The organism is Streptomyces sp. IMTB 2501 (genome assembly GCF_001953885.1).
In the GTDB taxonomy this organism is placed as follows: Bacteria; Actinomycetota; Actinomycetes; order Streptomycetales; family Streptomycetaceae; genus Streptomyces.
The window spans coordinates 32,341-49,939 of record NZ_MQUS01000048.1 but is presented as its reverse complement, the minus strand read 5'-3'; the positions used below and the strand labels follow the sequence as shown (position 1 = coordinate 49,939).

Sequence of the window (17,599 nt, the reverse complement as noted above, 5' to 3'; positions counted from 1 at the left end):
GAAGGTGCTGGGCATGTCCCGGGCGGTCGTACGACTGGCCTGACGGCTTGCGCGCAGTGCTGAGGTAAGGGGTGTCCTCCATGGTGGGGCGCCCCTTACATGCGTCTGCGGCCGGAGGGCTTGCCAAGTTAGTGATTGAGTACTAACTTACGCGCATGGTCAGGATGAGCGCAGAGGAGCGGCGCGAGAGCGTCATTCGCGCGGCGATCGAGGAGTTCGCACGGAAGGGCTTCTACGGCACGTCCACGGAAGCGATCGCGACCCGTGTGGGTGTCTCGCAGCCATATCTCTTCCGGCTCTTCGCGGGCAAGAAGGCGATCTTCGCCGCCGCGTCGCTGCGGTGCGTGGAGGACACGTGCCGGGTCTTCGAGGAGGCGGCCGAAGGGCTGGAGGGGGAGGAGGCTCTGCATGCCATGGCCAACGCCTATGTGCGACTGATCACGGAGCAGCCCGAGAAGCTCCAGATGCAGATGCAGACGTACATCACGGTTGCGGCGGCCGAGGCGGAGGGCGACCACGAGTTCGGTGAGGCCGTGCGGGCCGCCTGGATGAGGCTCTGGGACACGGTTCATCTGCCGCTGGGGGCCGACGACGGCGAGACCACGACGTTCCTGGCGTACGGAATGCTCATCAACACCCTGGCTGCCATGGGGTTTCCGCCCGAACACCGGGTCTGGCAGGGAATGTATCCGTCGGCCCGGATCACCGGGCGGCTGGAGAAGTAGCTCATCGAGGCGGTGGCCCGCCTCTTTCATGCCCAAACAAGTTAGTCATCAATAACTAACTAGAAATGCTCTCTGGGGGAGAGATGTCGGATCGGACAGTGCAAAGCAGCGCGCGGCGCGGAAGCGCAGCCTGGGCTCTCGTCATCACCAGCGTCGCCGGATTCATGGCGGCCCTCGACAACCTCGTCGTCACCACGGCCCTGCCCTCCATCCGCAAGGATCTCGGCGGCGCGCTGGACGACCTCGAGTGGACCGTGAGCGCCTACACGCTCACCTTCGCCGTGCTGCTGATGTTCGGCGCCGCGCTCGGCGACCGCTTCGGGCGCCGCAGGCTCTTCACGGCCGGCCTCGCCGTCTTCACCGCCGCCTCCGCCGCCGCGGCCATGGCACCCGGCATCGGCTCCCTGATCGCCGCCCGCGCGGTCCAGGGCGTCGGCGCGGCCGTGATGATGCCGCTCACGCTCACCCTGCTGACCGCGGCCGTACCCGCCGCCAAACGCGGGACCGTGTACGGCATCTGGGGCGCCGTCAACGGGCTCGCCGTCGCCTCCGGACCGCTCATCGGCGGCAGTCTCACCGAACACGTCTCCTGGCACTGGATCTTCTGGCTCAACGTCCCGCTCGGCCTGATCACGCTGCCGCTCGCCCGTCTGCGCCTCGCCGAGTCCTACGGCACCGGAGCCCCCCTCGACGTGCCCGGCACCCTGCTCGCCAGTGGCGGACTCTTCGGGATCGTGTACGGCCTGGTCCGCGGGCCCGCCGACGGCTGGACCGACGCCGTGGTGCTCACCGCGCTGTCCGCCGGCGCCGCGCTGCTCGCGGGTTTCGTGCACCACGGCATCCACAACAAGAACCCCATGCTCCCCATGCGGCTGTTCCGTTCCCGCGCCTTCTCCGGGATCAACGCGGCCAGCCTGCTGATGTTCGTCGGCATGTTCGGCTCGATCTTCCTGCTCAGCCAGTACATGCAGGGAGTGCTCGGCTACTCGCCCACCGAGGCTGGTCTGAGGATGCTGCCCTGGACCGGCATGCCGATGCTCGTCGCGCCGGTGGCCGGGATCCTCTCCGACCGCATCGGCGGCCGGCCGGTCGTCGCCGCGGGCCTGTTGCTCCAGGCCGTCGGTCTCGGCTGCATGGCCGTCGTGGCCACCGCGGACGCCTCCTACGCCGCCCAGCTGCCCGCCTTGATCATCAGCGGGGTCGGCATGGCCCTCTACTTCGCGCCGGCCGCCAACCTGGTCATGTCCAGCGTCCGTCCGCAGGAGCAGGGCATCGCCTCCGGCGCCAACAACGCGCTGCGCGAGGTGGGCGGTGCGCTCGGCATCGCGGTGATGTCGTCGATCTTCTCCGCGCAGGGCGGCTACGAGAGCGCGCAGAGCTTCGTGGACGGCCTGCGGCCCGCCCTGGTCACCGGCTCGGCGGTGGTCGCCCTCGCCGCGGTCGCGGCCCTGGTGATCCCGGCCCGACGGAAGACCGCCGGGCTCGCCGCGGTGGACGGGCGGACGTCCGCGACCGGTCCGGGGGTCACTGCCATCGAGGCTCCCGCAGCAGAGACGCCCGCCGCGGCCTCGCCGACCACCGCTGCGCAGACGGCCGCTCTGGAGACCACCGCCCGCTGAAGCCCGCCGGGAGCCTCGCCCCGGAACTCGTCCGGAAACCTCGCCACAAGGAGATCGCGATGCCCGGAATCCCCGCACTTCCCTGGATCGTGCCGAACACTCCGCCGCAGGACGCCGAGGTGCATGTCTTCGCCTCGCGCTTCGAGACCCGCACCCTGTGGGGCGCCCTCCGCTTCCTCGTCCGTACGCCGGCCGTGTGGCGGCAGGTCGGCCGGGCGCCCGGCGCCTACGGGGCCTCCCTCAAGGCACAGCCCCTGCGGAAGACCTTCTGGACGCTGTCGGCCTGGGAGTCCGCCGACGCGCTGAAGGCATTCGCCCGCTCCGGCGTCCACCGGCCCACCTCGCATGCCCTGGCCGCCAACATGCGAGACGCGGCGTTCGCCACCTGGCAGACCTCCAGCGACCAGCTGCCCGTGAGCTGGGAGGAGGCGGAGCGGCGGCTCGCGTAGACCGCCGGACGGCCGTCCTTCACTTCGCGTACGCGCGCGTGGGCTTCGAGTGGAGTCCACGCGCGCGTGCGCGTATGTCCCCACAGGGCAGCGGGTGACCGCCGCCCGCGCGGATACGGTGCTGTCGGAGCCGTCTCGTAGTCTTGGGCCCGTGCAGGTACTCCACGACGCCCCTCTTGCCCCGCTGACCACCTTCCGGCTGGGCGGTCCCGCGACGCGGCTGGTCACCGCGGTGACCGACGCCGAGGTGATCGCCGCCGTCCGTGCGGCCGACGACAGCGGGACGCCGCTGCTGGTCATCGGCGGCGGATCGAACCTGGTCATCGGCGACAAGGGCTTCGACGGCACCGCCGTACGCATCGCCACGCGCGGTGTCGAACTGCGCGGCACGACGCTGGAGCTGGCGGCCGGCGAGGTGTGGACGGACGCCGTCGCCCGCACGGTCGAGGCCCGGCTCGCCGGGATCGAGTGCCTGGCCGGCATCCCCGGATCCGCGGGCGCCACCCCCATCCAGAACGTGGGTGCCTATGGCCAGGAGATCTCCTCCACCCTCACCGAGGTCGTCGCCTACGACCGGCGCGCCGGCGAGACCGTCACACTGACGAACGAGGAGTGCGCCTTCTCGTACCGTCACAGCCGCTTCAAGGCGGACCCCGAGCGCCATGTCGTGCTGCGCGTCCGCTTCGAGCTGGAGGACGCGGGCGGGCGGTCCGCGCCCGTCAAGTACCCCGAGGTGGCCCGCGCGCTCGGCGTCGAGCCGGGCGACCGGGTGCCGCTGGCCGACGCCCGCGCGACCGTGCTGAAGCTGCGGGCCGGTAAAGGCATGGTCCTCGACGCCGAGGACCACGACACCTGGTCCGCCGGGTCCTTCTTCACCAACCCGATCCTCACCGACGGGCAGTTCGCCGCGTTCCACGCGCGCGTGCGTGAGCGGCTGGGCGAGGGCGTCGAGCCGCCCGCCTACCCGGCGGGGGAGGGCCGTACGAAGACCTCCGCGGCCTGGCTGATCGACAAGGCGGGCTTCACCAAGGGCTACGGCAGCGGGCCCGCCCGTATCTCCACCAAGCACACCCTCGCCCTCACCAACCGGGGCGACGCCACCACCGAGGACCTGCTGGCGCTGGCTCGCGAGGTGGTCGCCGGGGTCCGCGAGGCCTTCGGGGTCACCCTGGTCAACGAACCGGTGACCGTCGGTGTGAGCCTGTAGCGCCCATAGCGGCGGCGGGCTAATAGGCCACTCCCACCCCCTGCTTCACCGTCCCCTCGTCGTCGATCATCGCCAGCATCGCGTGCGCGACGTCCGCGCGTGCGATGAAGCGGCCCTTGCGCGGGAAGCCGCCGACGACGCTGCGGTAGCGGCCGGTGAGCGGCTTGTTCTGCAGGCGCGGCGGCCGTACGGACGTCCAGTCGGTGCTGCTGCGGGCCAGTTCGGCCTCCATCCCGCGCAGGTCGGTGTAGACGTCCTTCAGGACGGCCGACACCACGCCGCGCATGGCCCGGTCCAGGGGGCCGTCGCCCTCGGGAACGGGGCCGACGGGAGCGGCGCTGACCACGAGCAGCCGTCGTACCCCCTCCGCCTCCATGGCGCGCAGGACGGTGCGGGTCAGCCGGGTGGCGACGCCGGCGTCCTTGCGGCTGCGCGCGCCCAGGCCGGACAGGACCGCGTCCCGGCCCCGGACGGCGGCGCGCAGCTCCTCGGGGTCGGCCAGGTCGGCGCGGAACACCTCCAGCGCGTCCCCGGTGACGTCGAGCCGCGCCGGATCGCGGACCACGGCGGTCACCCGGTGGCCGGCGCCGAGCGCCTGACGCACGATCTCCCGGCCGATGCCGCCGGTGGCGCCGAAAACGGTGAGGTTCATGAGTGCTCCCGTACTCGGGATGGGTGGGTGAGTGTTCACTCACCCCTGCTCCCCCTAGAGTGGGTAAGCACTCACCCACCCGTCAAGCCCGATTGGACGACCCATGGAGCCGAAGCCGGCGCGTGTCCGCATCCTCGACGCCGCCCACGAGCTGATGCTCACCGTGGGACTCGCCCGCGCCACCACCAAGGAGATCGCCCGCGCGGCCGGCTGCTCCGAAGCGGCCCTCTACAAGTACTTCGAGAGCAAGGAAGAGCTGTTCGTACGGGTGCTCACCGAGCGTCTGCCGCGGCTCACCCCGCTGCTGGGCCGCCTCGCCGCCGAACCGGGTCAGGGCACTCTGGAAGGCAACCTGACCGAGATCGCCCGCGAGGCCGCCCTCTTCTACGAGCAGAGCTTCCCGATCGCCGCCTCCCTGTACGCCGAGACCCAGCTCAAACAGCGCCACTTCGACGCGCTGCGCAAGCTCGGCTCTGGCCCGCACCGGCCGATCCAGGACCTGGACGCCTACCTCCGCGCCGAACAGGGCCTCGGCCGCGTCCGCGCCGACGCCGACACCCTCGCGGCCGCCTCGCTGCTGCTGGGTGCCTGTGTGCAGCGCGCGTTCGCCTACGACGCGACCGAGACGGGGGAGCGGCCGCCGCTCGACACATTCGCCGCGCGGCTCGCGAAGACACTGCTGGGCGGAATCTCGATCGCGCCGGGCTCCGCGTGAGCATCAGGCCGGGGCATGACAAACACATCCGGACACGGGCACGGCGTCCTGACCCGAGACGTCTTCGCCGGCACGGCCATGTGCTGACCGGCTTCCGGGCCTGTCCGCCCCGCGGCCACTTCAGACGGCCGGGCGCGCCAGCCAGTCGTCGACGCCGGCCAGCAGTCGCGCCCTGACGTCCTCCGGAGCGGCCGAGGCCCGCACCGACTGGCGGGCCAGTTCGGCGAGTTCGGCGTCCGAGAAGCCGTGGGCGTGCCGGGCGATCTCGTACTGAGCCGCCAGCCGGGAGCCGAACAGCAGCGGGTCGTCGGCCCCGAGGGCCATCGGGACGCCGGCCTCGAAGAGGGTCCGCAGGGGCACGTCCTCAGGCTTCTCGTACACGCCGAGCGCCACGTTCGACGCCGGGCACACCTCGCAGGTCACGCCCCGGTCGGCCAGCCGCTTCAGCAGCCGCGGGTCCTCCGCCGCGCGCACCCCGTGCCCGATCCGCGAGGCGTGCAGGTCGTCCAGGCAGTCGCGCACAGAGGCCGGGCCGGTCAGCTCGCCGCCGTGCGGGGCTGACAGCAGACCGCCCTCGCGCGCGATGTGGAAGGCCCGGTCGAAGTCCCGCGCCATGCCCCGCCGCTCGTCGTTGGAGAGCCCGAAACCGACCACGCCCCGGTCCGTGTACCGCACCGCCAGCCGGGCCAGCGTGCGGGCGTCCAGCGGGTGCTTCATACGGTTGGCGGCGACCAGCACACGCATGCCGATCCCCGTCTCCCGGGAGGCGGTGTCCACCGCGTCCAGGATGATCTCCAGCGCCGGGATCAGCCCGCCCAGCCTAGGCGCGTACGACGTCGGGTCCACCTGGATCTCCAGCCAGCCCGAGCCGTCCCTCAGGTCCTCCTCGGCGGCCTCCCGGACCAGGCGCTGGATGTCCTCCGGTTCGCGCAGGCAGGAGCGCGCCGCGTCGTACAGCCGCTGGAAACGGAACCAGCCCCGTTCGTCCGTGGCCCGCAGCCTGGGCGGTTCGCCGCTGGTCAGCGCTTCCGTCAGGGCCTCGGGCAGTCGTACGCCGTACTTGTCGGCCAGTTCCAGGACGGTCCCCGGTCGCATCGAACCGGTGAAGTGCAGGTGCAGATGGGCTTTCGGCAGCTCAGAGAGGTCACGTACACGCTCCATCCCAGGATCCTGCCGTAGACACCCGCCGCACCGGTAGCCGTTTCCCCATACGTGGTCTTGCTCGCACACAGAAGCGGGCCGCCTCCCCGAAGGGAAACGGCCCGCACGCGCGCGTAGAGCGCAAAAACGGGGACTAGTCCCGCGCCTCCGCCAGCAGCTTCTGCATGCGGCTCACGCCCTCGACGAGGTCCTCGTCACCGAGCGCGTACGACAGCCGCAGATAGCCCGGCGTGCCGAAGGCCTCGCCCGGGACGACCGCGACCTCGGCCTCCTCCAGGATCAGCGCGGCCAGCTCGACCGTGTCCTGCGGGCGCTTGCCGCGGATCTCCTTGCCGAGCAGGGCCTTGACCGACGGGTAGGCGTAGAACGCGCCCTCGGGCTCCGGGCAGAGCACGCCGTCGATCTCGTTGAGCATCCGCACCATGGTCCTGCGGCGGCGGTCGAAGGCCTCGCGCATCTTCGCCACGGCCTCGAGGTCACCGGAGACGGCGGCCAGGGCGGCCACCTGGGCCACGTTGGAGACGTTCGAGGTGGCGTGCGACTGCAGGTTGGTGGCGGCCTTGACGACGTCCTTCGGGCCGATGACCCATCCCACGCGCCAGCCCGTCATGGCGTACGTCTTCGCCACGCCGTTGACCACGATGCACTTGTCGCGCAGCTCGGGGAAGAGCGCCGGCAGGGACACCGCGGAGGCATCGCCGTAGACCAGGTGCTCATAGATCTCGTCGGTGAGCACCCACAGGCCGTGCTCCAGGGCCCAGCGGCCGATCGCCTCGGTCTCGGCCTCGGAGTAGACCGCGCCGGTCGGGTTGGACGGGGAGACGAAGAGCACGACCTTCGTCTTCTCCGTGCGTGCCGCCTCCAGCTGCTCGACCGTGACGCGGTAGCCGGTCGTCTCGTCGGCCACCACCTCCACCGGGACTCCGCCCGCGAGCCGGATCGACTCCGGGTACGTCGTCCAGTACGGCGCCGGGACGATGACCTCGTCGCCCGGGTCGAGGATGGCGGCGAACGCCTCGTAGATGGCCTGCTTGCCGCCGTTGGTGACGAGGATCTGCGAGACGTCGGGCTCCCAGCCGGAGTCACGCAGCGTCTTCGCGGCGAGAGCGGCCTTCAGCTCGGGCAGACCGCCGGCCGGGGTGTAGCGGTGGTACTTGGGGTTCTTGCAGGCCTCGACGGCCGCCTCGACGATGTAGTCCGGGGTCGGGAAATCGGGCTCACCGGCGCCGAAGCCGATCACCGGACGCCCGGCGGCCTTCAGGGCCTTGGCCTTGGCGTCCACGGCGAGGGTGGCGGACTCGGAGATCGCGCCGACTCGGGCGGAGACCCGGCGCTCGGTGGGAGGGGTTGCAGCGCTCATGGAACCCATCGTTCCAGACCGGAAACATCCCCGGCACGCGGGTTTCACGGACTGAACAGCCAGGGGGCCAGGCATGAACACGGATCCGAATCCGGGCTCCGGCCAGGACGATCTTTGGTCAAGTGGCCCCGGACGGGCTCTTTCTGTTCGACGCCGGGCCCCGGACCACGTACACTCTCACCTCGTTGGCCTTCAGCAGCCACCGCCGAAACCGGTGCACACCGCGCACCCGGTCGGATGCGGTACGTTGGGGGACACACAAAGGGTCGTAGCTCAATTGGTAGAGCACCGGTCTCCAAAACCGGCGGTTGGGGGTTCAAGTCCCTCCGGCCCTGCTACACACACCGCCAGGATGTGTGCGCATGTACGTACAGCGATTGCACCGCCGTGCGGCTCAGACCGGGCGCGGCACGGCCACGACCCGGAATCAGGTGAGGCAGAATGACGGACGCCGTGGGCTCCATCGACACGCCTGATGCCCAGGACGAGGCGCTTGAGTCGAAGAAGAAGGCCCGCAAGGGTGGGAAGCGTGCCAAGAAGGGCCCGCTGAAGCGCCTTGCCACCTTCTACCGCCAGATCATCGCGGAGCTTCGCAAGGTCGTCTGGCCGACGCGTAACCAGCTGACGTCGTACACCACCGTGGTGATCTTCTTCGTCGCCATCATGATCGCGCTGGTGACCGTGATTGACTATGGGCTCAACCACGCGGCCAAGTACGTCTTCGGCTGAGCCAAGAGCGAAGGGCGCCGTGGCACCGGCGCCCGTTTTCGCATGTTCCACCCCTATGTATCCAGGAAGAAGCAGCCATCGTGTCTGACCCGAACCTGAACGACGACGCCATCGAGTCTCGCGGGACCGCTGCCGAGATGGTGGACGACGAGCTCGACATCGTCGAGGGCGCGGACGAGCAGGACGAGTTCGAGGCTGCCGAGGCCGAGGCGGGGGAGTCGGCCGAAGAGGCTGCCCTGAACGTCGAGGACGAGGAAGAGGCCGACGAGGCCGCCGAGGACGAGGCCGAAGAGGCTCCCGCCGAGGCCGCCGAGGAGGAGCCGGCCGAGCCCGTCGACCCCGTCGCGGCCCTGCGCGAGGAACTGCGCACCCTGCCCGGCGAGTGGTACGTCATCCACACCTACGCCGGTTACGAGAACCGCGTGAAGACCAACCTTGAGCAGCGCGCCGTCTCGCTGAACGTCGAGGACTACATCTTCCAGGCCGAGGTGCCGCAGGAAGAGGTCGTCCAGATCAAGAACGGCGACCGTAAGACGATCAAGCAGAACAAGCTGCCGGGTTACGTCCTGGTCCGCATGGACCTGACCAACGAGTCCTGGGGCGTCGTCCGCAACACCCCGGGTGTCACCGGCTTCGTCGGCAACGCCTACGACCCGTACCCGCTGACCCTGGACGAGATCGTCAAGATGCTCGCCCCGGAGGCCGAGGAGAAGGCCGCCCGCGAGGCCGCCGAGGCCGAGGGCAAGCCCGCCCCGCAGCGCAAGGTCGAGGTCCAGGTGCTGGACTTCGAGGTCGGCGACTCGGTCACCGTCACCGACGGCCCGTTCGCCACGCTGCAGGCGACCATCAACGAGATCAATCCCGACTCGAAGAAGGTCAAGGGCCTGGTGGAGATCTTCGGCCGGGAGACGCCGGTCGAGCTGTCCTTCGACCAGATCCAGAAGAACTGACGCCTTCGGCGATAAAGCCACCGGCCAGGTCAGACGAGCTGTCACTGCTTGTCTGACCTGCTCGGTTTTTGGCCGCGCATCCATACCCGTTATCGTTGTGCGGTATGCCTGCGTCAGGATCGCGATCCTCGCGCGGGCATGGACCCGAATGAAAGGACCCGGAGAGCAATGCCTCCCAAGAAGAAGAAGGTCACGGGGCTCATCAAGCTCCAGATCCAGGCCGGCGCCGCCAACCCGGCCCCGCCGGTCGGCCCGGCGCTGGGTCAGCACGGCGTCAACATCATGGAGTTCTGCAAGGCCTACAACGCCGCGACCGAGTCGCAGCGCGGTTGGGTCATCCCGGTGGAGATCACGGTCTACGAGGACCGTTCCTTCACCTTCGTCACCAAGACGCCGCCGGCCGCGAAGATGATCCTCAAGGCCGCGGGCATCGAGAAGGGCTCCGGCGAGCCGCACAAGACCAAGGTCGCCAAGATCACCGAGGCGCAGGTCCGCGAGATCGCCCAGACCAAGATGCCCGACCTCAACGCGAACGACCTGGACGCGGCCGCGAAGATCATCGCCGGCACCGCGCGCTCCATGGGCGTCACGGTCGAGGGCTGAACCCACCCCCAGCAGTAATGCGGCCGTAGCCGGTCGCACGTGGCAGGGCCTGCTCGGCCCAGAGACCACGACTCCTTTCAGAACACACAGGAGCAAGTTGTGAGCAAGCGCAGCAAGGCTCTCCGCGCTGCGGACGCCAAGGTCGACCGGGAGAAGCTGTACGCCCCGCTCGAGGCCGTCCGTCTCGCCAAGGAGACCTCCACGACCAAGTTCGACGGCACCGTCGAGGTCGCCTTCCGTCTGGGTGTCGACCCGCGCAAGGCCGACCAGATGGTCCGTGGCACCGTGAACCTCCCGCACGGCACCGGTAAGACCGCCCGGGTCCTGGTCTTCGCGACCGGTGACCGTGCCGAGGCCGCGCGTGCCGCGGGCGCCGACATCGTCGGCGCCGACGAGCTGATCGACGAGGTGGCGAAGGGCCGTCTGGACTTCGACGCCGTCGTCGCCACCCCGGACCTCATGGGCAAGGTCGGCCGCCTCGGCCGCGTCCTCGGCCCGCGTGGTCTGATGCCGAACCCGAAGACCGGCACCGTGACCCCGGACACCGCCAAGGCTGTGACCGAGATCAAGGGCGGCAAGATCGAGTTCCGCGTCGACAAGCACTCGAACCTGCACTTCATCATCGGCAAGGCGTCCTTCGACGACGCCAAGCTGGTGGAGAACTACGGCGCCGCGCTGGAGGAGATCCTCCGTCTGAAGCCGTCCGCCGCCAAGGGTCGCTACATCAAGAAGGCCGCCATCACCACCACGATGGGCCCCGGCATCCCGGTCGACCCGAACCGCACCCGCAACCTCCTCGTCGAGGAGGACCCGGCCGCCGTCTGAGCCTCCCGCTCACCCGGTAGCCGCGTCAGGTACGCGTAAGCAAAGGGCGAGCCCTGCAACCTTCCAGGTGCAGGGCCCGTCCTTTTTCGTACGAGCTTTGTACGAGCTTCGTCGCACAAGTTCCGTTGTACGCGTTGTCGCACGACTGTCAGTGGCCCGGGCTACGGTGCGGGCACACGACTTGCATGGGGGTAGGACACGATGAAGAGCACGACGGCACGCCGGATGGCCCTCTCTGTGGCGGTGGTCGCCGCGCTGACCGGGGTGGCCGCCTGCGGCTCCTCGGGCTCGGGGAAGGGTGACAAGGCGGCCGATGGGGGCGCCATCCACGTCAGCCCCATCGCCGCCGCGCTGCGCTCCGCCGAGCAGTCCACCGACAAGGCGGACTCGGCCAAGGTGCGCTCCACCACGTCCATCGGCGAGCTGATGGCGATGACGGGGGACGGTGCGCTCACCTGGGGCGACGGCCTCAAGGGCAACCTCACCATCACCTACACCGGCGGCAAGATGGCCGACATGATGCGCCAGGCCGGCACACAGTCGATGGAGGCCCGTTATCTGCCGGACGCCTACTACGCGCACATGAGCGACGCCTACGCCCAGCACACGGGCGGCAAGCACTGGATCAGGTACTCGTACGACGAGCTGGCCAAGCTCGGCGGCGCCTCCGGCTCGTACCTGAAGGACCAGCTGCAGAACTCCACGCCGAACCAGTCCGTGAAGATGCTGCTGGCCTCCGGTGACGTGAAGAAGGTCGGGGAGGAGTCGGTCTCCGGCGTCCACACCACGCACTACTCGGGCACGGTGAAGGTCGCCGACCTCGCGAGCAGGAGCAGCGACCTCAGCCCGGACCAGCTGGATGCCCTGAAGAAGCAGCTCGGCCAGGCCGGCATCACCACCGACACCATCGACCTCTGGATCAACGACCAGAACCTGCTGGTGAAGAAGTCCGAGCAGGCCGACACGGCGAACGGCAGGATGACCAGCACGGCCTACTACAGCGACTACGGCGTGAAGGTCTCCGCCGAGGCACCCCCGGCCGGCGACACCACCGACTTCGCGAACCTGCTGAAGTCCGGCGGCATGACCGGCGGTAGGACGGGTGGCATGTCCGGAGGCACAGGCACTGGCACCGTGGCGGGCGGCTCCGGCACCAGCTCCTGAGCCCGATGACATAGCGGGACCGGGGTGCCGTAGAGCCCGATTTGCTCGGCGGCGCCCCGGTCCCGTACTCTCTTCCAGAAGCCAAAGACCGCTGGTCGTTGCCGTGCGCTCTGAACGAGGGCGCGGTGGCCGAAGGATCCGCTGAAAAGTGGGCGACCCGCGCAGGTGACAGTGGAAGAACTCCCGGAGTGCGCGCCGAGCGCGTGTACGGCCGGTCGAGTCCGCCCCGTGCGCCTGCGCCGGGGCGTTTCGTTTTGCCCAGTCCTCCTTCGGGTCCGCGCGGTCCGAATCACCCGGAAGGAGGCCGAGGCTCTATGGCGAGGCCCGACAAGGCTGCCGCGGTTGCCGAGCTGACGGACAAGTTCCGCAACTCGAACGCCGCCGTGCTGACCGAGTACCGCGGTCTTACCGTGGCGCAGCTCAAGACGCTGCGCCGTTCTCTCGGTGAGAACGCCCAGTACGCCGTGGTGAAGAACACGCTGACCAAGATTGCGGCCAACGAGGCCGGGATCACGCTGGACGACCAGCTCTTCGCTGGTCCGACGGCCGTCGCCTTCGTCACCGGTGACCCGGTGGAGTCGGCGAAGGGTCTGCGTGACTTCGCCAAGGAGAACCCGAATCTCGTCATCAAGGGCGGTGTCCTTGACGGCAAGGCGCTGTCCGCCGACGAGATCAAGAAGCTTGCGGACCTCGAGTCCCGCGAGGTTCTGCTCAGCAAGCTGGCCGGTGCCTTCAAGGCGAAGCAGTCCCAGGCTGCCTCCGTCTTCCAGGCGCTGCCGTCGAAGCTCGTCCGCACCGTGGACGCGCTGCGCGCCAAGCAGGCCGAGCAGGGCGGTGCCGAGTAATTCGGCTCGCTTTCTGATCCTGGCCGCATGACGCGGCGAGGGTCGCAGCGGGCCGACGTACGCCCGCCTTACCCAGTACATCCGGCACCTGCCGATTGAGTGGAAGGACCGCCATCATGGCGAAGCTCACCCAGGACGAGCTGCTTGCCCAGTTCGAGGAGATGACCCTCATCGAGCTCTCCGAGTTCGTGAAGGCCTTCGAGGAGAAGTTCGACGTCACCGCCGCCGCTGCCGCGCCGGTCGTCGTCGCCGGTGGTGCCGCTGGTGGCGCCGCTGCCGAGGCCGAGGAGGAGAAGGACGAGTTCGACGTCGTCCTCACCGGCGCCGGCGACAAGAAGATCCAGGTCATCAAGGTCGTGCGCGAGCTGACCTCGCTGGGTCTGAAGGAGGCCAAGGACCTCGTCGACGGCACCCCGAAGCCGGTCCTCGAGAAGGTCAACAAGGAGGCCGCCGACAAGGCCGCCGAGGCCCTCAAGGGCGCCGGTGCCTCCGTCGAGGTCAAGTAAGACCTTCCGGGTCCGCACGGACTCGAACGCGCGCTGAACAGCAGCCTCGTTGGCGCCGTGAAAAGTGCCTCGTAGGGCTGTAACGCGAACGCACCGAAGAGCGATCATCCATCCGGGTGGTCGCTCTTCGGCGTATCCGGCGGGCCCGACCACGGTTACCTTGAACTCGCCTCGGCGAGGGGTATGGTGATCTTCGTCGTGTCTCCGGACGGTCCGCTTCGGGCTGGGGGGCCTTGACGAACCGCACGCAGCGCGCAATTCTCAGGACGCGTCGTCACAAGGATCCGAATCCGAGGCATGGATCGACGGCGAAGAGGGCAGTATCAACGTGCGTTGAGGGCAGGCATGCCGAGGGCGTTGACAAGAGCGGTGAGCACAGCGAGGGTCTCGACAAACCCGCACTGGACATCAGTGTGCCAAGTGGCTACACTGACCCTTTGCGCTGCCTGTTAGCTGTCCCCTGCCCGTCACCAGGGGTCTGCCCTCACTCGAGCACCGATGACCGAAGCTCCCCTGACCTGGGGTTTCTGTCTCTGTGTGTGGGCGAGGGGCCGGCACGCGCGTAGTGAGTCCGAGCCCTCGGAAGGACCCCCTCTTGGCCGCCTCGCGCAATGCCTCGACCGCGAATACGAACAACGGCGCCAGCACCGCCCCGCTGCGCATCTCCTTTGCAAAGATCAAGGAGCCTCTTGAGGTTCCGAACCTGCTCGCGCTGCAGACCGAGAGCTTCGACTGGCTGCTCGGCAACACCGCCTGGCAGAGTCGGGTCGAGGAGGCTCTGGAGAACGGTCAGGACGTCCCCACCAAGTCCGGTCTGGAGGAGATCTTCGAGGAGATCTCCCCGATCGAGGACTTCTCCGGGTCGATGTCCCTGACGTTCCGGGACCACCGCTTCGAGCCGCCGAAGAACTCCATCGACGAGTGCAAGGAGCGCGACTTCACGTACGCCGCCCCGCTCTTCGTCACCGCCGAGTTCACCAACAACGAGACCGGTGAGATCAAGTCCCAGACCGTCTTCATGGGCGACTTCCCGCTCATGACGAACAAGGGCACCTTCGTCATCAACGGCACCGAGCGTGTCGTGGTGTCCCAGCTGGTCCGCTCCCCCGGTGTCTACTTCGACTCCACCATCGACAAGACGTCCGACAAGGACATCTTCTCCGCCAAGATCATCCCGTCCCGGGGTGCCTGGCTGGAGATGGAGATCGACAAGCGCGACATGGTCGGTGTGCGTATCGACCGCAAGCGCAAGCAGTCGGTCACCGTACTTCTGAAGGCACTCGGCTGGACGACCGAGCAGATCCTGGAGGAGTTCGGCGAGTACGAGTCCATGCGCGCCACCCTGGAGAAGGACCACACCCAGGGCCAGGACGACGCGCTGCTCGACATCTACCGCAAGCTGCGTCCGGGCGAGCCCCCCACGCGTGAGGCCGCGCAGACGCTCCTGGAGAACCTGTACTTCAACCCGAAGCGCTACGACCTCGCCAAGGTCGGCCGCTACAAGGTCAACAAGAAGCTCGGTGCGGACGAGCCGCTGGACGCCGGTGTGCTCACCACCGACGACGTCATCGCCACCATCAAGTACCTGGTGAAGCTGCACGCCGGTGAGGCCGAGACGACCGGTGAGTCCGGTCGTACGATCATGGTCGAGACCGACGACATCGACCACTTCGGCAACCGCCGTATCCGCAGCGTCGGTGAGCTGATCCAGAACCAGGTCCGTACGGGTCTCGCCCGTATGGAGCGTGTCGTGCGCGAGCGCATGACCACGCAGGACGTCGAGGCGATCACGCCGCAGACCCTGATCAACATCCGGCCGGTCGTCGCCTCCATCAAGGAGTTCTTCGGCACCAGCCAGCTGTCCCAGTTCATGGACCAGAACAACCCGCTGTCGGGGCTGACGCACAAGCGTCGTCTGAACGCCCTCGGCCCGGGTGGTCTCTCCCGTGAGCGGGCCGGCTTCGAGGTCCGTGACGTGCACCCCTCGCACTACGGCCGCATGTGCCCGATCGAGACGCCGGAAGGCCCGAACATCGGTCTGATCGGCTCGCTGGCCTCCTACGGCCGGGTCAACGCGTTCGGTTTCATCGAGACGCCGTACCGCAAGGTCGACGAGCACGGTGTGGTCACCGACGAGGTGGACTACCTGACCGCCGACGAAGAGGACCGCTTCGTCATCGCGCAGGCCAACGCGCCGCTGACCGACGAACTGCGTTTCGCCGAGGCCCGCGTCCTGGTCCGTCGCCGTGGCGGCGAGGTCGACTACGTCGCCCCCGAGGACGTGGACTACATGGACGTCTCGCCGCGCCAGATGGTGTCGGTCGCGACCGCCATGATCCCCTTCCTTGAGCACGACGACGCCAACCGTGCCCTCATGGGCGCGAACATGATGCGCCAGGCCGTGCCGCTGATTAAGTCGGAGGCGCCGCTCGTCGGCACCGGCATGGAGTACCGCTCCGCGGTCGACGCCGGCGACGTGGTCAAGGCCGAGAAGGACGGTGTGGTCCAGGAGGTCTCCGCGGACTACATCACCACCGCCAACGACGACGGCACGTACATCACGTACCGCCTGGCCAAGTTCTCCCGGTCCAACCAGGGCACCTCGGTCAACCAGAAGGTCATCGTCAACGAGGGCGACCGCGTCATCACGGGCCAGGTGCTCGCCGACGGCCCGGCCACCCAGAACGGCGAGATGGCCCTCGGCAAGAACCTGCTCGTGGCGTTCATGCCGTGGGAGGGTCACAACTACGAGGACGCGATCATCCTGTCGCAGCGCCTCGTGCAGGACGACGTCCTCTCCTCGATCCACATCGAGGAGCACGAGGTCGACGCCCGTGACACCAAGCTCGGCCCCGAGGAGATCACCCGGGACATCCCGAACGTCTCCGAGGAGGTCCTCGCCGACCTCGACGAGCGCGGCATCATCCGCATCGGTGCCGAGGTCATCGCCGGCGACATCCTCGTCGGCAAGGTGACCCCGAAGGGTGAGACCGAGCTGACCCCCGAGGAGCGCCTGCTGCGCGCGATCTTCGGTGAGAAGGCCCGTGAGGTCCGTGACACCTCGCTGAAGGTGCCGCACGGCGAGACCGGCAAGGTCATCGGCGTGCGCGTCTTCGACCGCGAGGAGGGCGACGAGCTGCCGCCGGGCGTGAACCAGCTGGTCCGCGTCTACGTCGCGCAGAAGCGCAAGATCACCGACGGTGACAAGCTCGCCGGCCGTCACGGCAACAAGGGTGTCATCTCGAAGATCCTGCCCATCGAGGACATGCCGTTCCTTGAGGACGGAACTCCGGTCGACATCATCCTCAACCCGCTGGGTGTGCCGTCCCGAATGAACCCGGGACAGGTCCTGGAGATCCACCTCGGCTGGCTCGCCAGCCGCGGCTGGGACGTCTCCGGCCTCGCGGACGAGTGGGCCCAGCGCCTGCAGGCCATCGGTGCCGACCAGGTCGACCCGCGCACCAACGTCGCGACCCCGGTCTTCGACGGTGCCCGCGAGGACGAGCTGGCGGGTCTGCTGCAGCACACCATCCCGAACCGCGACGGCGAGCGCATGGTTCTCCCGTCCGGCAAGGCGCGGCTGTTCGACGGCCGCTCCGGTGAGCCGTTCCCGGACCCGATCTCGGTCGGCTACATGTACATCCTGAAGCTGCACCACCTGGTCGACGACAAGCTGCACGCGCGTTCGACCGGTCCGTACTCGATGATCACCCAGCAGCCGCTGGGTGGTAAGGCGCAGTTCGGTGGCCAGCGCTTCGGTGAGATGGAGGTGTGGGCCCTTGAGGCCTACGGCGCCGCGTACGCCCTCCAGGAACTGCTGACCATCAAGTCCGACGACGTCACCGGCCGCGTGAAGGTCTACGAGGCCATCGTCAAGGGCGAGAACATCCCCGAGCCCGGCATCCCCGAGTCCTTCAAGGTGCTCATCAAGGAGATGCAGTCGCTCTGCCTGAACGTGGAGGTGCTGTCCAGCGACGGTATGTCCATCGAGATGCGTGACACCGACGAGGACGTCTTCCGCGCTGCGGAGGAGCTCGGTATCGACCTGTCGCGGCGCGAGCCGAGCAGCGTCGAAGAGGTCTGACGGGA

Annotated in this window: 16 protein-coding genes and 1 tRNA gene; 14 read left to right on the top strand and 3 right to left on the bottom strand. The window is 68.6% G+C overall.

The annotated features are described in order from the left end of the window. Positions 1 to 155 precede the first annotated feature (155 nt). The 4 genes from AV521_RS43195 to AV521_RS43180 all read left to right on the top strand — a co-directional run bounded on the left by AV521_RS43195 (position 156) and on the right by AV521_RS43180 (position 4,000). Entirely contained in the window at positions 156 to 725 is a 570-nt protein-coding gene (locus tag AV521_RS43195) for a TetR/AcrR family transcriptional regulator (RefSeq protein WP_079249698.1), read from the top strand. An 83-nt stretch (positions 726 to 808) separates the two neighbouring features. Further along, the gene (locus tag AV521_RS43190) at positions 809 to 2,344 is read left to right on the top strand and encodes an MFS transporter (protein WP_076097194.1); all 1,536 of its coding nucleotides are present in this window, start codon (positions 809 to 811) and stop codon (positions 2,342 to 2,344) included. Positions 2,345 to 2,412: 68 nt separating this feature from the next. Further along, positions 2,413 to 2,793: a DUF3291 domain-containing protein gene (locus AV521_RS43185; RefSeq protein WP_076097198.1), complete on the top strand. Its 381-nt coding sequence runs from the start codon at positions 2,413 to 2,415 to the stop codon at positions 2,791 to 2,793. Positions 2,794 to 2,944: 151 nt separating this feature from the next. Beyond that, positions 2,945 to 4,000, top strand: a complete 1,056-nt coding sequence (locus AV521_RS43180; protein ID WP_076097192.1) for a UDP-N-acetylmuramate dehydrogenase — start codon at positions 2,945 to 2,947, stop codon at positions 3,998 to 4,000. Between the two features lie 19 nt (positions 4,001 to 4,019). Here AV521_RS43180 and AV521_RS43175 read toward each other — a convergent pair whose 3' ends face one another. Next, a complete protein-coding gene (locus AV521_RS43175; RefSeq protein ID WP_076097190.1) occupies positions 4,020 to 4,652 on the bottom strand; it encodes an NAD(P)-dependent oxidoreductase in 633 nt (210 codons plus the stop codon). A gap of 103 nt (positions 4,653 to 4,755) precedes the next feature. Between AV521_RS43175 and AV521_RS43170 the strand changes: the two genes are divergently transcribed. After that, positions 4,756 to 5,367, top strand: a complete 612-nt coding sequence (locus tag AV521_RS43170; protein WP_076097188.1) for a TetR/AcrR family transcriptional regulator — start codon at positions 4,756 to 4,758, stop codon at positions 5,365 to 5,367. Positions 5,368 to 5,487: 120 nt separating this feature from the next. Here the strand turns inward: AV521_RS43170 and AV521_RS43165 are convergent, their stop codons facing one another. Beyond that, positions 5,488 to 6,528 carry an adenosine deaminase gene (locus AV521_RS43165; protein WP_076097187.1) on the bottom strand — a complete coding sequence of 347 codons (1,041 nt, stop codon included), beginning with the start codon at positions 6,526 to 6,528 and terminating at the stop codon, positions 5,488 to 5,490. A 133-nt stretch (positions 6,529 to 6,661) separates the two neighbouring features. Continuing rightward, complete coding sequence (locus tag AV521_RS43160; protein WP_076097184.1) at positions 6,662 to 7,888, bottom strand: pyridoxal phosphate-dependent aminotransferase; 1,227 nt, start codon at positions 7,886 to 7,888, stop codon at positions 6,662 to 6,664. 262 nt (positions 7,889 to 8,150) lie between these two features. On the opposite strand from AV521_RS43160, the gene AV521_RS43155 reads away from it, so the two are divergent. From AV521_RS43155 to rpoB, 9 genes are all read left to right on the top strand, one after another. Further along, positions 8,151 to 8,223 (top strand) — tRNA-Trp (locus AV521_RS43155). Positions 8,224 to 8,329: 106 nt separating this feature from the next. Further along, positions 8,330 to 8,617, top strand: coding sequence for a preprotein translocase subunit SecE (gene secE, locus AV521_RS43150; RefSeq protein WP_023547417.1), 288 nt, complete (start codon positions 8,330 to 8,332; stop codon positions 8,615 to 8,617). An 80-nt stretch (positions 8,618 to 8,697) separates the two neighbouring features. Continuing rightward, positions 8,698 to 9,567: a transcription termination/antitermination protein NusG gene (gene nusG / locus AV521_RS43145; protein ID WP_076097182.1), complete on the top strand. Its 870-nt coding sequence runs from the start codon at positions 8,698 to 8,700 to the stop codon at positions 9,565 to 9,567. 168 nt (positions 9,568 to 9,735) lie between these two features. Beyond that, the gene (gene rplK / locus AV521_RS43140) at positions 9,736 to 10,170 is read left to right on the top strand and encodes a 50S ribosomal protein L11 (RefSeq protein ID WP_023547415.1); all 435 of its coding nucleotides are present in this window, start codon (positions 9,736 to 9,738) and stop codon (positions 10,168 to 10,170) included. 99 nt (positions 10,171 to 10,269) lie between these two features. Beyond that, the gene (rplA, locus tag AV521_RS43135) at positions 10,270 to 10,995 is read left to right on the top strand and encodes a 50S ribosomal protein L1 (protein WP_023547414.1); all 726 of its coding nucleotides are present in this window, start codon (positions 10,270 to 10,272) and stop codon (positions 10,993 to 10,995) included. A gap of 201 nt (positions 10,996 to 11,196) precedes the next feature. Next, positions 11,197 to 12,159, top strand: coding sequence for a hypothetical protein (locus AV521_RS43130; protein ID WP_076097180.1), 963 nt, complete (start codon positions 11,197 to 11,199; stop codon positions 12,157 to 12,159). Between the two features lie 314 nt (positions 12,160 to 12,473). Then, a complete protein-coding gene (gene rplJ, locus AV521_RS43125; protein ID WP_076097178.1) occupies positions 12,474 to 13,004 on the top strand; it encodes a 50S ribosomal protein L10 in 531 nt (176 codons plus the stop codon). Between the two features lie 116 nt (positions 13,005 to 13,120). Then, positions 13,121 to 13,510 carry a 50S ribosomal protein L7/L12 gene (rplL, locus tag AV521_RS43120; RefSeq protein ID WP_076097176.1) on the top strand — a complete coding sequence of 130 codons (390 nt, stop codon included), beginning with the start codon at positions 13,121 to 13,123 and terminating at the stop codon, positions 13,508 to 13,510. A 595-nt stretch (positions 13,511 to 14,105) separates the two neighbouring features. After that, complete coding sequence (gene rpoB, locus AV521_RS43110; protein WP_076097174.1) at positions 14,106 to 17,594, top strand: DNA-directed RNA polymerase subunit beta; 3,489 nt, start codon at positions 14,106 to 14,108, stop codon at positions 17,592 to 17,594. The last annotated feature ends 5 nt before the right edge of the window (positions 17,595 to 17,599 follow it).

Excerpts from the sequence above, each read along its gene's own strand:
- AV521_RS43195 (WP_079249698.1), top strand. The coding sequence starts at position 156 with ATGGTCAGGATGAGCGCAGAGGAGCGGCGCGAGAGCGTCATTCGCGCG.
- AV521_RS43190 (WP_076097194.1), top strand. The coding sequence starts at position 809 with ATGTCGGATCGGACAGTGCAAAGCAGCGCGCGGCGCGGAAGCGCAGCC.
- AV521_RS43175 (WP_076097190.1), bottom strand. The coding sequence starts at position 4,652 with ATGAACCTCACCGTTTTCGGCGCCACCGGCGGCATCGGCCGGGAGATC.
- AV521_RS43170 (WP_076097188.1), top strand. The coding sequence starts at position 4,756 with ATGGAGCCGAAGCCGGCGCGTGTCCGCATCCTCGACGCCGCCCACGAG.
- AV521_RS43165 (WP_076097187.1), bottom strand. The coding sequence starts at position 6,528 with ATGGAGCGTGTACGTGACCTCTCTGAGCTGCCGAAAGCCCATCTGCAC.
- AV521_RS43160 (WP_076097184.1), bottom strand. The coding sequence starts at position 7,888 with ATGAGCGCTGCAACCCCTCCCACCGAGCGCCGGGTCTCCGCCCGAGTC.
- secE (WP_023547417.1), top strand. The coding sequence starts at position 8,330 with ATGACGGACGCCGTGGGCTCCATCGACACGCCTGATGCCCAGGACGAG.
- rplK (WP_023547415.1), top strand. The coding sequence starts at position 9,736 with ATGCCTCCCAAGAAGAAGAAGGTCACGGGGCTCATCAAGCTCCAGATC.
- AV521_RS43130 (WP_076097180.1), top strand. The coding sequence starts at position 11,197 with ATGAAGAGCACGACGGCACGCCGGATGGCCCTCTCTGTGGCGGTGGTC.
- rplJ (WP_076097178.1), top strand. The coding sequence starts at position 12,474 with ATGGCGAGGCCCGACAAGGCTGCCGCGGTTGCCGAGCTGACGGACAAG.
- rplL (WP_076097176.1), top strand. The coding sequence starts at position 13,121 with ATGGCGAAGCTCACCCAGGACGAGCTGCTTGCCCAGTTCGAGGAGATG.